At 43.6% G+C, this 15,244-nt stretch carries 10 protein-coding genes; 2 read left to right on the top strand and 8 right to left on the bottom strand.

Annotated elements, in window-relative coordinates:
• Nucleotides 1-208 precede the first annotated feature (208 nt).
• Nucleotides 209-787, top strand: a complete 579-nt coding sequence (locus QA601_01050; GenBank protein MDG5813654.1) for a hypothetical protein — start codon at nt 209-211, stop codon at nt 785-787.
• Between the two features lie 112 nt (nt 788-899).
• On the opposite strand, the gene QA601_01045 is transcribed toward QA601_01050, so the two are convergent.
• Together QA601_01045 and QA601_01040 are read right to left on the bottom strand one after the other, a co-directional pair.
• Complete coding sequence (locus QA601_01045; protein MDG5813653.1) at nt 900-1,481, bottom strand: hypothetical protein; 582 nt, start codon at nt 1,479-1,481, stop codon at nt 900-902.
• Nucleotides 1,432-2,754, bottom strand: coding sequence for a family 16 glycosylhydrolase (locus QA601_01040; protein ID MDG5813652.1), 1,323 nt, complete (start codon nt 2,752-2,754; stop codon nt 1,432-1,434). The genes QA601_01045 and QA601_01040 overlap by 50 nt, the downstream gene beginning before the upstream one ends.
• Nucleotides 2,755-2,893: 139 nt before the next feature.
• Between QA601_01040 and QA601_01035 the strand changes: the two genes are divergently transcribed.
• Nucleotides 2,894-4,426: a GntR family transcriptional regulator gene (locus QA601_01035; GenBank protein MDG5813651.1), complete on the top strand. Its 1,533-nt coding sequence runs from the start codon at nt 2,894-2,896 to the stop codon at nt 4,424-4,426.
• Nucleotides 4,427-4,684: 258 nt separating this feature from the next.
• On the opposite strand, the gene QA601_01030 is transcribed toward QA601_01035, so the two are convergent.
• From QA601_01030 to dmeF, 6 genes are all read right to left on the bottom strand, one after another.
• Nucleotides 4,685-6,187: a T9SS type A sorting domain-containing protein gene (locus QA601_01030; GenBank protein MDG5813650.1), complete on the bottom strand. Its 1,503-nt coding sequence runs from the start codon at nt 6,185-6,187 to the stop codon at nt 4,685-4,687.
• A 290-nt stretch (nt 6,188-6,477) separates the two neighbouring features.
• Nucleotides 6,478-8,772, bottom strand: coding sequence for an amino acid permease (locus QA601_01025; GenBank protein ID MDG5813649.1), 2,295 nt, complete (start codon nt 8,770-8,772; stop codon nt 6,478-6,480).
• 767 nt (nt 8,773-9,539) lie between these two features.
• Complete coding sequence (locus QA601_01020; GenBank protein ID MDG5813648.1) at nt 9,540-11,198, bottom strand: DUF2341 domain-containing protein; 1,659 nt, start codon at nt 11,196-11,198, stop codon at nt 9,540-9,542.
• Complete coding sequence (locus tag QA601_01015) at nt 11,195-12,019, bottom strand: TIGR02147 family protein (GenBank protein ID MDG5813647.1); 825 nt, start codon at nt 12,017-12,019, stop codon at nt 11,195-11,197. The genes QA601_01020 and QA601_01015 overlap by 4 nt, the downstream gene beginning before the upstream one ends.
• 887 nt (nt 12,020-12,906) lie before the next feature.
• Nucleotides 12,907-13,653 carry a ZIP family metal transporter gene (locus QA601_01010; GenBank protein MDG5813646.1) on the bottom strand — a complete coding sequence of 249 codons (747 nt, stop codon included), beginning with the start codon at nt 13,651-13,653 and terminating at the stop codon, nt 12,907-12,909.
• 468 nt (nt 13,654-14,121) lie between these two features.
• Nucleotides 14,122-15,048 (bottom strand): CDF family Co(II)/Ni(II) efflux transporter DmeF, encoded by a 927-nt coding sequence (dmeF, locus tag QA601_01005; GenBank protein ID MDG5813645.1) that lies wholly within the window; start codon nt 15,046-15,048, stop codon nt 14,122-14,124.
• Nucleotides 15,049-15,244: the final 196 nt, after the last annotated feature.

The raw sequence follows: 15,244 nt of genomic DNA, 5'->3' as shown, positions 1-15,244 counted from the left end.
TACTACCTTTAACAGACCATGCCGGAGGCTCCCATTAGTTTGTCGCCGCTAATAGGATCACCTCCTTTCCACAGGGCTGGTTTAAGTTCGGTGGCCTCCCTGCAGGTTATCACCGAAGCTTTTCTCAAAATCTTTATGCCATTAATTCCCTTTTTTCGTATATTACCTTAAATACCAAAGCTATTTCCAACAAGCGAAAGGAATGTTTATGTTGAGTAGGTATTTCGTGAAAGGTAGTGGAATTGTTGTATGTTTTGCTCTCTTTTTTTCAGTTTTTGCAGGAGATATGAGTCTTACCCTTGAAGATGGAGAGGAAGTGGTGCTTCACAGTGATGGCACCTGGAGTTATACCAGAAGAGGTGCTTCTGCTGGAAATGAAGATCAGTATATTACTCTTAGTGATACACGGATTTTGTGCCTACAGGCAAACTACAAGTGGAAATTTGTACGTGAAATGCCCCAAACCAGACGCTTACAGAGCTATCCGGAAGTAATCGCGGTTGGCTCAGCAAGTCACAGCAATCTTGATCAGGCGGTAAACCAGGCAAAAGAGGGTGCTGTGAACAGAGCGGCTGACAGGCTTCAGGAATTTGCCCCCTCTTCACTGGATAATTCCAAACAACTCCTTGCAGCCTGTATCTTACGGGAACATGGAGAAGTTGGTGAAGTACAATTTGAGCCAAGTTGGGAAGCCGAAGCACGAATCACTCTCTCGCCCAGAATAGTAAGGAGAGTGATTGAATGTCTGGAAGATCAGATTCCCTCTGATGATGAAGATGAGGAGTAGAGAATAAAGCGAGGGGGTTTTATCCCCCTGCTCTTTTCACCAAATCTGTTTTCTAAGCCGCTAGTAAGGTAAAAACCAGCACTCGTTAGGCGGGTAATCATTCTCTTAGGCTCTACAGATCCCCTATCACTCTTTTTACTACCGACTCTTGCGGTGTTGTAAAACGAGCCAGATACACTTTGCTGCCCAGAAACTGTGCAGGCATATCGATGCTAATGCGCTGTACTCCTCCGTTTATCATCTTACGATCCAAAAGAGTAGTAATTTTTCTTCCTCTGATATCGAGTAAATCAACATTAAGTGCAGTTTGTTCGTTAAAATTTGTACTGATGTTCATTGTGTTTCCTAAAACAGACACAGTATAAAAACTGGTGCTTTTTGAACGGTTGCCTGCTCTGTTTATAACAGAGGTGCCCTGATCGTCTTCATCCTGCGGTACCTCTATATTATCGAGGCCGTTGCCATCGCTATCTGTTAACGCAAGGATCAGTTTCCCATCCTTATTTATTACGTTTTCGGGATCGAACTGAGTAGAGTTTTCGATGACATGAGTTGCCCTATTCCAACGGGAAGAATCAAATGTTTCAAAATTATCCTCCCATTCAAGAGAAAACTCGCCTGTTTGCTCATCATAGGAGTAATACTTAATCCAGTTTATGAACTGAAATCTGGTGAATAGCAGGATCGAACTCACCAACCCATCCTTCAATATCATTGGTCCACATATTAAAACGATACGACTGAGGAATATCCCTGCACGCCTCTACCTGCTCTAACGGTTCTCCGAGTTCGGTGCGTCTTACCTCTTCACCGTTAAAGAAAAATGCGATGTAATCCGGTGTCCATTCAATGCCATAGGTGTTATAACTATCGTGAGGATTTACATCGACTCTGGGGTAATATTCTGACCTATCTCTATTCTCCGCTGTGCCGGTGATGATATTTGTCTGAAACCGGTCGTCATATTTTCCAAGCACCTCGATATCGATCTCCCTCCAGGGATTTCCGCTCTCAGGCATCCAGCCATCATTTTCGAAGGTAAAAAAGGTTGAGAGGATACCGGAGCCTTCAGCAGTTTTCATTCTGACTTCATAACGGCCATAGAGTTGTTGATCGCTTGAAAAAAGCTCCCCGCCCCGTACCATATTCTGCCCATTAGCAGGTGTACCCTGATCGGCTTCATCCTGGGGCACCACTATATTATCGAGGCCATTGCCATCGCTATCTGTTAACGCAAGGATCAGTTTCCCATCCTTATTTATTACGTTTTCGGGATCAAACTGAGTGGAGTTTTCGATGATATGAGTTGCCCTATTCCAACGGGAAGAATCAAATGTTTCAAAATTATCCTCCCATTCAAGAGAAAACTCGCCTGTTTGCTCATCATAGGAGTAATATTTAATCCAGTTTATGAACTGAAACCTGGGAAGAATAGCAGGATCGAACTCACCAACCCATTCTTCAATATCATTGGTCCACATATTGAAACGATACGACTGAGGAATATCCCTGCACGCCTCTACCTGCTCTAACGTGTCTCCGAGTTCGGTGCGTCTTACCTCTTCACCGTTAAAGAAAAATGCGATGTAATCCGGTGTCCATTCAATGCCATAGGTGTTATAACTATCGTGAGGATTTACATCGACCCTGGGATAATATTCTGTCATATCTCTATTCTCCGCTGTGCCGGTGATGATGTTTGTCTGAAACCGGTCGTCATATCTTCCAAGCACCTCGATATCGATCTCTCTCCAGGGGTTCCCACTCTCAGGCATCCAGCTATCATTTTCGAAGGTAAAAAAGGTCGAGAGGATACCGGAGCCTTCAGCAGTTTTCATTCTGACTTCATAACGGCCATAGAGTTGTTGATCGCTTGAAAAAAGCTCCCCGCCCCGTACCATATCCTGACCATTAGCAGAAAACAGGATACCAATCACTGCAATAAAAAAGATGTAGCATCGCACCATTATTACCTCCCCAATAAATAAGTTTTAACTTTAGAAACAATCGCTTTAGATAAAAGATATCATTAAATGGGGCTTGAAGTCATCCGCAAAATGTTACATTTTTATAGTTTTTGTTCGCTGTTTGCAGGAAAAAAACTGAATGAAAGATTTCTCTGCCCAAAAAGTTCGCACCTATCTCAAAGAACTGCTGTGTAACAGTGGTGCAATAAAGCTTCCCTCCATGCGTGCAATCGCACAGAAGTGTGGGGTATCGGTTTCCACAGTTTGCAAAGTCACACGGGAATTTGAGCGAAATGGCACTTTAAACACCAGATGGGGGTATCGGGTTGAACGGGCGGGGGAATCCGAACGTGAAGACCGTAAAAGGAAGATATCACCTAAAAAGGCATCAGGCGCCCGCAAATGGGAAGCAATAAGAGACAGTATTGCTCTTGCAATCAGAAGCGCACAGTACCGACATGGAAGCCAGCTTCCCCAAACCCGCAGTCTTCAAACTACCTACAGTGCATCCTACGGTACAGTGCGCAGAGCTCTTGAGGCACTGACCTTAGCTGGCTATATCGAGCCACAAGGTGGTGGATACAGAGTGGTGTATTCAGCAAGGGCCAAAACAGCAATTTGGCGTCCAAGGGTTGTGGTAATTAGTGCAGGGAACAGGCCCGGAGTACCAAAAGCCATAAGCGACCGCGAACAGGATTTCTACCGGTTTTTGACTGCCGGCGCAGTACAGTGTGGTATTGAAATTGAATTGGTTGTTTATGATGATTGGCAGAGGGAGCCGGTATTTTTACTGCAGTCGGGTGAATCTGTGACTCATCTTAAAAAAGATGAGTCAGTTCTTGGCTACATTCTTTCATCATGGCATATAAAAGACTGTGAAGAGTGTATTTTTCGTTTGTCGGTCTGTAACAAACCAATTTCTGTATGGATGGAGAATACAGTTTCTGAAAAGCGAAGGTGGAACAGAAGAGTAAGGTTTTTTAATATCGGCTACTCAGAAAAACCAGGTGAGCAGATGGCACATTACCTTATGCAAGTTGGACACACGCAGATAGCTTATGTGTCACCTTTTCACGGAAGTGTGTGGTCGCAAATGCGACTCAGAGGAATCAAAAAGGCCCTTTCTGAAGCGGGACACAATTATGTACTACACCCCTTTGTTAACACTACACATACCAGTGAATGGTCTGTAACCGATTCCCTTATGTGCGATCAAAGTTTTAACAACCTTCTCAATACCGATGCACTTGAAAAGTATTTGCCAGGTAATTTCCGGGAACGTATCACAAACTTCAGGTTGCATGGCATCGAACTTCTTCGGGACAACATGATAACAGAGCTTATGAGCAGTGCTCTTGATCTGATAGTCGAAAACCAGGCAATTACGGCAGTAATAGGGGCTAATGACCTTTGCGCCCTTTTGATGATGCATTATATTCAGCATAAAGCACCGTATGCACAAAAAAGAATTGCTCTGTGCGGTTTTGATAATTCTTTTGAAGGACTTCAGGGTGGATTGACAAGTTTTAATTTCAATACCCACTCTCTTACCACCGCAATGCTCGACTTCGTTCTTCACCCATCCCTGGAAAAGGGGAAAGCTGGAGAGGTATACTATTTTGAAGGCTCTGTAATAGAACGACTCTCTACTGCAAAACGAGTAAAAAAGTAGCCATTAAATTAACACTTTAGTGCCGCTGGAGTGTTTTTTTTATTATTAATGCCATATGGTGCTGTTAACGGACGCCATATATTTCTTCAACCGCTTGTTTCTTAATTCACTGAGGGATTTGGTCGTCTGATAAGTGGGTCAATTGCTCAATTGGGGTAAGCATGATTCCTGTTACCTGCGGTCTGCGCCCCAAAAAAGGTAGTAGTGATGTAAGCACAGGATTTGCGTCAAAAAACCCTGTGCTTACTACTGCTGATATTAATGGAAAGAGCTGTAGTAGAGAGCTTCAAGCTCCGGTGGGCATGGAACTTCCTGATACACAAAGGTAGGGTTGTCCACAGCATGCATCCAGTCTACATACCATATACACCCTTCCCAAAGATATTTTCTATTGGGATCGTCGCCAAAGAGGTTGTCACACATTGTTCTAACACACTCTTTTAGATCCTCAGGATCGGCATCCCACCCATGCTCCTTCTGACATGTTGAAGTAAAACCACCAAACTTCACCCCTACTATGCTTTCGTCTTCCACATCCACATCCCACTGAGTAGCGCAGCCTGCAGGAAATGCTCCAACCCCACCACCCGGGATCATAATATCAAACTGCCCACTGCCAACATCATGGCCAATGTTTGAAGCCATAACGATCATTGTTTTACCCTTAACCATTTCGTGAGCCGGCTTGACATCATTATTTTCTGCACCACCATCAAAATCCAGCTGGTAGCAGTTTCCACACACATCATCACCAGGAGGAACAGCTGCAAAGCCATAGGCAAGTCGGTCACATATTGCAAACGGTGCATGATTATAACAGGTGAATGTTTCTCCACCGGGTTCACACCCACTGCTTAACCCTTCAATTCCAGTCCAGTATTCATCACCAATTATTCTCCAGGCCTTTATCTCTTCATCATCGATATTGCAATTAGCGCACACCTTTGAGGAATCACTAACATTCTCGGCCCAGGAACAGTGTGGTTTACAACAGTCCCAGTAACGGGATGCCCAGGCACTCTGACCGCCGCTAACCGGTGAAGGCATCAGATCGCCACAGCTTCTTGTAATGTTATCAAGCCTTGAGCCTCCGCTTCCGTTTTGCGACTCGAGAATGATTTCGATACCGCTCAGAGTGTAGGAATCTATGGGATATCTTGCCGTCTCAAACCCTTCTGCAGACACGATGATTGTGTCATTGACCTCCTGAGTAACCTGAAAAGCTTCAGCTGTAGTAGTTGCGTTTTTATTCACAGAGGGTTTTGTGCTTCTGGAATTGTTTGATAAAGCGTACCGAAAAAGTTCTCTTTGCCCCTGATAGTTAACAGAGATCATGTACACTCCCGTTCCAAAGCGCTCTAATGGAAGAGAGATAACGTTTGTACCTGCATTAAGAGTACCCGGATCGAAATCATAGACCATTCTCCCCGAGAGATTATAGATCGAGATTGTTACAGGGGATGATTCCTTTAGAGAGATAAGTATATCTGAGCCTCTCAGTGATGCCCCTACCGCAGAGCGCTGATTTAAAGTACTGCGCCCAACAGAAACAGCCCCCATAAGCAAAAACCTTCCTGATTCATCGGTTATGTTGGTTATTTCTAAATTATTCAGCTCTACTTCAGCACCAACGACCGGATTTCCCGATTGATCAAGAACAGTTCCACCGATACTTACCTCATCGGCTTTAATGAAATTAAAAATCAACAGATTAAAAGCCGCAGTAAGAAGTAACTTGTTGAAAGACCTCTTTTTACACATTCTGTCCCTCACCTTATTAATTGTTTTCAGTAGCAAGTTAAGCGATTAATTTACCCAATACCCCAACCCTTACAATATATATAAATATAGGTAATCTTTAAAAAAAATCTGTTGCTTAAACACTTTAATCCTCCGGCCTGAAATGAGGTCACGAAAGAAAAAGTGTCGAAATAATACTTACCCAAGCAAAACATTGCGGTTTTGATGGAGACTACATTGGGCTTCCTGACTGCACTTCGCATTATTGGTCATAGTGGATGCAAGGCTTTACACGGCTCTCTCCCTCATTCTCAAGAAAGCAAATCCGCTTCTCCTGTAGAACAAACCAACAGAGTAACAGGCAGCTCCTTTAGCATCTCCCCTGTTTTAGCTATAAACTGAGTGGCCTCTTCCTCCTCAGGTGTCCTGAAACCCATAAACACTACCGAAGCATCTCGGGAGTAGTCAATAAGAAGCTCAGGGAAGGGTTTTTCCGAAAGAATCGTCTCAATAGCAATATCCATACGTGCCGAATCAATTAACAATCTCATATCCTCATAGGCGCTGCTTTTTTCTGCAGCATTTTGCACTACACGGAGAATCCTAATTTTCGTCCCCGCCCATTCATTATTGAGGGTCATCAGATATGCAAGTATCACCATAAGAGAGCCATTACGTTTGCCCCTCCACCATATGTCTATACGACCCTTTTTTTGTGGTTTTATAAAGGGTTTGCCTTTATCGTAGAATAACACTGTGCTCATATTCAAAATAGATGCCGTTTTTAAAGCACGTGAAAACCCAACGGCTCTTTGGGGATCCCCCGGCCATCCAAGCATCACCACATTTGGCTTAACAGGACCAATGGATGTACATTGGAGAAACTGGTTTAAACCAAGGTCAAAGTCCGGTGTTACCAAAACTTCCGGAAATGCCCGTATTTTATGCTCTTTGGTAAACTCTTTAAGTGATTCCAAAGTAATAGTTCGCTCTTCAGCCATGTTTTGCAACTGACCAACTTTCATCACTGCCAAAGTCACTATTCCTCTTCCACTGCCAAGCCAGTCTGCATACTTTACCAGCGCAAGCCTGCTGTTAGGATTGCCGGAAAGTACGACTATAGTTGGTCTCCAGTTTTTTGAATGCAACGGAAGCTGTGCAAGGGTGAACAGATGATCTTTTGTGCGGGTATAATAAAAACCCCGTCTTGCATCACCAAATGAAGCTTCCAGAACAAATCTCCTCACGTACACAAAGAGCCCAACCACAAAAAGTGTAGCCAGCAGGGCCGCGGGCGCATCAACCAGAAATGAAACCCCAAAGCTTGCAACCGCACCGATAAGTGCAGGAAGCCAGTGAAAATACTTAAACCTGGGCCGAAAAGAGGGATTGCGGCTAAAAGACTCAACAAATGCGGCAAGATTGGTGATTCCATAGGTCCACAAAAAGAGCATAGTAACTAAGGAAGCCACCATATTCAATGCCCCGCCTTCACTTCCACCTCTGGCAAACCATAGGACCAGTGCACTTATGAGGAAGGTAAGACACAACGCTCTTCTGGGCTCTCCGTCTCTGTTAAGGGCTGCAAAAAAGTTCGCCGGCTTTAACAGCCTGTCCTGCCCCAGAGACTGCAGTATGCGCGGAGCACCAAGCAGTGAGCCTAAACCGCTGGAAAGGGTGGCACAAAAAACACCGATGGTAACTAAAAATCCGGTGTAGAAGGGGGCAACAGAGACCAGGCTGTCATATGGTGCATCAATCAGATCAGCCCTTTCTATAGCTCCCCCGGTCAGAAGAATCTGTGCAGCATAGATAACCAGCCCAACTCCTATTGCAGCAAATGTGCCTAAAGGGATAGCTCTTGAAGGGTTTTTGAGATTCCCAGACATATTCACCCCGGCCATTATGCCGGTAACAGCAGGAAAATAGATTGCAAACAGTGCCCAGAAGGAAAACGTCGTGCCTTCAAAAGGCCTGAGATTTTCTTGAAACAGCCCAGCATCAAAGTTCAATGCTGCCCCCCCCATAAATGCCAGTATAGAGAGCGCCAGTAGTGCCATAATCACATACTGAACCCTTATTGCCCAGCCCGCTCCCTTAAGTGTGACGATAAAAAGGGCCAAAAGAACAGTAGAAGTGATATGAAAGAAGTAGGGCTGCAGTGATGGAATGAAGGGGATCGAATCGGCCGTACGCACCAGCGCTTCAGTGAAACCAAGTATATAAAAAGGCACAGAGAGCGTTTGAGCTAAAAAGAGCGTTATGCCGATTGTTCCGCCAAACTCAGGCCCCAGGGTGCGGGATATAAGAAAGTAAGCCCCCCCACCCTTTACATCAGTATTAGTTGCAATGGCAGAAATGGAGAAACTGGTGAGAATACTGATCAACTTGGAAAGCCCAAGCACCATAAGGGCAGTAAATATGCCTGCATGCCCCACCACAAAGCCGGCCCTCATAAACATAATCACACCAAGAATGGTTAGTATAGATGGTGTAAAAACCCCACCGAAAGTGCTAAATTTTTTAGGTACCCCAGGTGTTGGTGAATTAAGAGATGTATTAGTACCGGTTGAAGCCGGGCTGGTAGCAACGGAGTTTTCGGGCATTGGTCTAAACCTTAGGGTAAGTTTTAAAGAAAAACGACCAGTATACTTAAAAATATATAATAGATCATTAGTAATGGTAAGGGGTATTTTTGCGGCAGCGACCGCGAGTTTTTTTTATGATATGTGTTGCCCCTTTTATTAGCGAGGATTTGGCGTACCGATCGGCATCACTTCTGAATGTTAAGAACATCTGTTGATCCGGTTTAAAACGGTAATAGTAGCAATCACTACGTTTGTGAAACGATTCTGTCAAAATGAGGGTTATTCTGGTGGCCTCAGTTAGGGAAAATGGGACCAGATTCTATGGGGCGGGAGATGGAACGAAAGTCCTTTTTAGTATTTTTTGATATTGACCAATGTTTTTTCGCCCAGAGCAGCGTCTTATTGCTGAACAGGGCTATACTGATCACACTTGTTGGAGGGTCCAATTCTCAATAGAAAAATTATAAGTGCCTACGAGAGTTGTGAAAAGAATCAGGGGATGTAAGGTTCACCCCCCTGATTCTGTTTTGTCGGTTATCTGGTCAGTACTATATTTACAGTATTCATTATTGTCACTCAGATTTCAGTTTAACGACATAGAATCCACCAGTTTTTTTTTACATCGAAAGTGTTGGAAAGGATCGTACCCGCCAGAGTTAGGATAACAGAAGTTCTTACCAGTTTCCGCTTTAAGTCATAGATATATTCAGTGATGTTCTCCACTTACCGGTGCGCTGACCCTACCGTTAGTTCCCGACTATTGGCAATTACCCGCGCCATTTTGCTCACCGTCCCAATCGTACAACACCTGATCCTGGTTTTTGACTCTTGTAGCTCAACCTTATCCACTCCGGTGAACGGGCAACTGTTTCTACGCGTATTTCATCCATGATGCCTTTAAAAAATTCATTTGTATGCCCGCCATAAACACGTCCTCCAAACAAAAGAGGATTTCCGGAGTGTATCGGATCCATCCCGATTGTTTCTGTCGAATCAACAATCTGGCCATTAACATACAAACGAATTTTATCCTGATCATAGGTAACTGCGATATGATACCAAGCATTCATATCCAGAGAGGTTGGAGTAGAATCTGAGTTATCCTGATAGATACCCCGCCACGCAAAATCATCCACAAAGTGCTCAGCTCTGATCCCACCCCATTCAGTATCGTACCACAGAGTATATGCTGGTTCCATAATAATCAGTCGCCAATTCAGGGAAGGTCCCTGCTCAGCTTTGATCCAGCAGCTAAGTGTGTAGCTTGAGTCCAGAGAAAGCAAACCGGTCACGATTGAATCACTGATTCCGTTAAACGAAAGTGCTGAGCCAGCAATCCCTTCAACCCTGTTTTCTTCTGTCATAGAAGCTGCAGCGGTACCATGAAAACCGTTTACAGTACGATCTTTTATGGCATCAGGTCCCAAACCTGGATTTTCGTTCAGGTGCCACACCCCGGCGAATCCAGCCTCAGTATCGAAAACCGCAGCACCGTTTGATTCACCAATTGCATCAGTGTCCCCCCAGCTCATAACAACCGTGTGCCTACTCATACCTCCATAAAGCGTATCGATACTAACCCAAATCGCGGCGGTACCGCTACCTGAGTTCCATTCTTCAATTTCATAGGGAAGGGAAGTTCCGTTCAGGTTACTAAAGCGTATATCATCACCCCGATAATGAGCAGATGAAAAATCGAAAGAGGAAGAATCGAGTCTGACAAGCATGGGGAAATTGGTAATTGTTGCAGAAGCAGGAATGTAAACACCAGACAGATCAATGCTTAGTACAGCAGAATAGGTAGAGTGCTTTGGAATCATTACAGAGAAAGTATCCTGTGGCTCGGTTACGATATTGGCAATCTCTTTCACAGTGTTAAATGTACTACTTTCAATAACCTTTATATCAAGGTTGCCAGAGGGCAGGTCATGAAAAGAGAAATAGCCGTTTGAATCCACTTTGGTAATACGTTCAAGCCCTCTTACCTGTACATACAACTCCTGTCCCGAATAAAGGCTTCTGTCAACATGACCAATCACTGAAGCTGCAGGGTGCAACGAATCTGTTCCAAGATCAATTGTGTCATTGATCTCATCCACGCTAAAATCAAACATAAGTACACCACCGCCATTTGCAGCTGAAGATGATTGTACCTCTATTACGTGGCCCCCTGAGTCGATATCTGTAATAAAAAACCGACCATACTCATCAGTGAAAGTATCTAAATTGCCCGCGGGTTTTCCGCCATGATCACCCGGTACGCTTACATACTCAGCTCCTCGGAGGCGAACAATACTTCCCGCTGCCGGTGTACCGTCGGTGTTCAGTACACTCGCGGTCACACCATTTGTTGTCTGAGAACCGCCGCCGCTTCCGGCAATATCTCCCGGACTACATGAGAGAAGTGGTAACAGAACCCCCACAAGTAGAACTGTTATTCTCATTCCTTATCTCCAAGCTGAACAGTTACCGGTAGTACCTGAATATTTACCTGAAATACAGTGTCTGGTTGGTATTCATTATCAAGACTCATAATCGAATTACGAAACTGATCGATTCTTTCACGAATCTCAGGCAAATCTTTCATGGAAAGCGCAACGGTAACCGTAGATATATCACGGACCTCTTTTGCATGAAGATCAAGCGCCTGCTCTGAAAGCTTAATTGCTTCCTTTTGAAAATTATGAATGGCAACCGATTTCCACCGATCACCACTGGTTACATACATATCTGTTGACCGGTAGACCCCATCATCATCCTGATATACCATACCGATCTTTGTCAATAGATCGATTGAATCCTGTGCCTGTTTAGCTGTTATTTTGGGAACCAGCATGGATGCCAGCTTTTTAAACCCACCCCTGAATTCATAGATAGAAAGTAGAGAATGTATGGCACTGTGATACCACTTTTGGTAAAATGCATACTGAAATTCCTCAACAGGTTTCACATGAGGCTTCCTCAGTGACATCAGTTTTTCAAAATAGAGTTTTGTATCGGAAGCAGTTTTGGCCTTATTATAACTTACCAGTACATCAAAATAGTGTGCTTCCAACTCTGAGAACTTAAAAAAAGCACAAACTGATGGAATGGAGCGTTTGGCCAAATGATGTTTTCCCTGCAGGACCTTTAAGAGAAAACCGGGATCAAGATCCATTCGTCTTCCCAGGTAACGAAATGATACATACGGGTTTTGCTGCTTTTTTTCTTCGTAGAAATCCCGCATGAATTTTTGATAATCGAAATATTCAAATAGCTTTTTCATCAGTAGTAATATACCTCAATTACAATCTCCTACTAGTCGGTTATCTATTTTATGTTGAAGTTATGTTCAACATAAAATAGATCGATATCCCCAATATAGCTAATTTTACCAGCATTTGAAAAGATAATTGTGTAGATTTATGTTGTGATTTTGTTCAACAGACAGGATTAACCAGATACCAGTTGAATAAAGAGTAAAAAGCTACACTAAACATCAGATGTTTGTAGCAGCAAATTTAGTATAGGGTAAAGATTTGCAACTATCATTTAAGTGTTCTTTGACATGGAGGTTTTGTTAGGGGGGGGCCTCCACTGTCATTTTTTTATGTGGTATCATAGCAGAAACAAACATTATCGATGTGATAGCGCTTCACTATCGTCCCCTGGTTTTGTACATCTCTGCTCTACAGTTCTAAACAAATACTTGTCAACAGTTTATCTGGTTCAATGTAGCCATTCAGCTAAAACAATCGTCGTAAGTTGAAGTGCTGTTCAAGAGTATTCCAATCAAATTTTCAGGCTTAAGTCTGTACATTGACAGGGAATTAGTATTTTATAACTAAACTGATAGATGGAGTGGAGCGGATAAGGCAGTTTATTTTCACTACGCTTATTGCACATTTTAGCGTTAACACCCCATAAACCAGCGTATTTTTGAAGGGCTTGTTCGGTTCAGCCGCACAACTGAAGGCAGAGTCTGTGGATAAGTTTCCGATAATTCATTATAGCCCCAATTAAGGCTACATTTTTCGTTGAAAGTTTTTCCTGATGCATTGATTGGGAAGGTTCTTACTGAAGGTACACTGCAACTGACTGTTATGGCTAAACTGTGTCTCTGGTGCAAGCACATTGTAACACCAGAGACAGTTCAGCTTTTCTTTAATACAATTAGAAAATCACAAAACCAAGAATAATACCACCCATGATGCCTATATTGGCGAAATGAGTGTTAAGTTTGTTTGCACTGGGAACCAGCTCATCATTTACGATGTATACCATTGCTCCTGCAGCGAAGGCCAGCGCACCACCTACAAACACATCTGAAATGTTAAAAAAGAGGTGGCCGATAATTGCTCCAATTGGAGTCATAAGCCCGGCAGAAAGTACCAACAGTAATATTTTAATATTCGTAAGCCCACCAGATTTCAGGGGACCAGCTATAGCAAGCCCTTCAGGGATATTATGTAAAGCAATGGCAATGGCGATAATAAACCCCAGTTGCTGGCTTGATTCCAGACCGGCACCGATGGCAAGACCTTCGGGAAGATTATGCAGAGCAATACCGAAAAGGACCAAAAACCCTGTCCTTAGCACCGGGTCTTTCATGGGTTTTAGGTTTTGAGGGTTCTCTTCTTCAAGTTTTTCAGATGTAGTCACATGGGCGTGAGGCAATACCCGATCCACAAGAAACATCAGTGCTACACCAAAAATAAACCCTATCACAGTGCTTAACTTAGAACCAAATTCATACGCTTCCGGCAACAGTTCAAAGAGTGAAATCGCGATCATAATCCCACCGGCAAATCCCAAAAGACCGGCAAGGAATTGCTTATTAGGTTTTCCAAACACAAAAAGCAGTAATGCCCCCACTGCAGTTGAAATCCCGGCATAAAAACTGTACACGATACTTTCCATGATACCCTCCCCCTATTTATGACCGCAGCATACTATTTTTGAATACTGCTGTTGAGATAGTTTAAATCATTGTGAACACCAACACACCCTAAGCGCCTGATCTTTCCAGTACAAAACAGGCAAAGCATTTACAGCGTTCAACCGATCATACCTCCGGGGTAGTGACCCGCTACGACCTGGAGTAGTGGAGTAGTACCACTTGTTCCGACTGCGCCCGCCGGCTCAATACCCTTCTCTAATTTGCTTAGCCTATTCTAATTTGCGAACCCTAAAATACTTGGTTTTAAATATGGTGTCAATGCCTTTTTAATGGAGTAAATGGGTAGCCGAAAATCGCCTTCCCCCCTTAGCAGGGCATTGGAATGCTTTGCCCCCATTTTTCTCTTCAAAAGCAGTTCTTCTGTGACTTATATATTTTTTCCGCAACGAAACTATTTGTTGGTTAAAAAAGGGTAGTAATGGTGTCATTCAAATTAGATTGCCAACTTCTGCTTTCGTCCTAAGATGAATAATATCGACCGTTATATGGCAGTACTCATCGGTTTCACGCAACCTTTTAAGAAGCGGCTCCTTATCGATAGCATCACCTTCCACAGTTGCCATAAGGAACCGTTGTTCAGGCGATACCCGCCAGATATGAAGATCCCGGATGTGCTCCACCCCGCCCTCAAGCAAAATTCTCTTTGCTTCATCCATAAGAGAGTTATTATCATCATAATCGAGAAGAATTTTTCCCGTACTCTTCAGGAGCCCGACAGCCCAGTGAAGAATAACAGCTGCACCCACAATCCCCACCGCAGGATCAAGCCATACCATGCCCCTGAACATCCCTGCAAGAAGAGCAATGATAGCAAGAAATGAAGTAAGTGCATCGGTTAGTACGTGAAGGTAAGCTGCACGCAGATTGTGATCATGGTGATGGTGGTGGCCATGGCTGTCGTCATGATTATGGCTATGATGGTGATGATCAGAAAGTATCAGGGCACAGAAAAGATTGATCGTAAGCCCGATCACCGATACGATAAGAGCGTCACGAAACTGAATATCGGTGGGAGAGATAAGACGGTGAACAGACTCTTTCACCATTATTCCCGCTGTTATCATAAGTGCTATGGCAGAGGTATATCCAGCCAAAACACCCACTTTCCCTGTTCCGAAGGTGAACTTTTTGTTTTTACCGTGACGCTCTGCAAAAGCATAGGCAATCAGGGTAAATAGAAAAGCCAGTGTGTGTGTCCCTGTGTGGATACCATCTGAGAGAAGCGCCATTGATCCGGATATCAGTCCCACGGTGATTTCTGCAACCATGGTGAGTGCCGTAATTGTCATTACCACAATTGTTCGTTTCTTATTTCTTCGGTTATCCGGTGTGGTATGTACTGTTTCACATAACATGGCTGCTCCTCAAAGTTCTGCTTTTGATGCCAATTTTCAATCTTGCCTCTTAAAAATAGATGTTCATACACATTATAAACAAGCTGAGGTGGGCTAATTCTTTGGGCGGTATCTTTCAGGCTTTTATCACCAGAGATTGTGCATACTCCTTTCAAAGTATAGTTATCAGAATCGGTACAACTCCATTACACTTACA

The sequence above is a fragment of the Chitinispirillales bacterium ANBcel5 genome (genome assembly GCA_029688955.1).
Lineage (GTDB): Bacteria > Fibrobacterota > Chitinivibrionia > Chitinivibrionales > Chitinispirillaceae > Cellulosispirillum > Cellulosispirillum alkaliphilum.
Note: the sequence above shows the minus strand (reverse complement) of the source record. Positions and strands in the feature narration are given on the sequence as shown.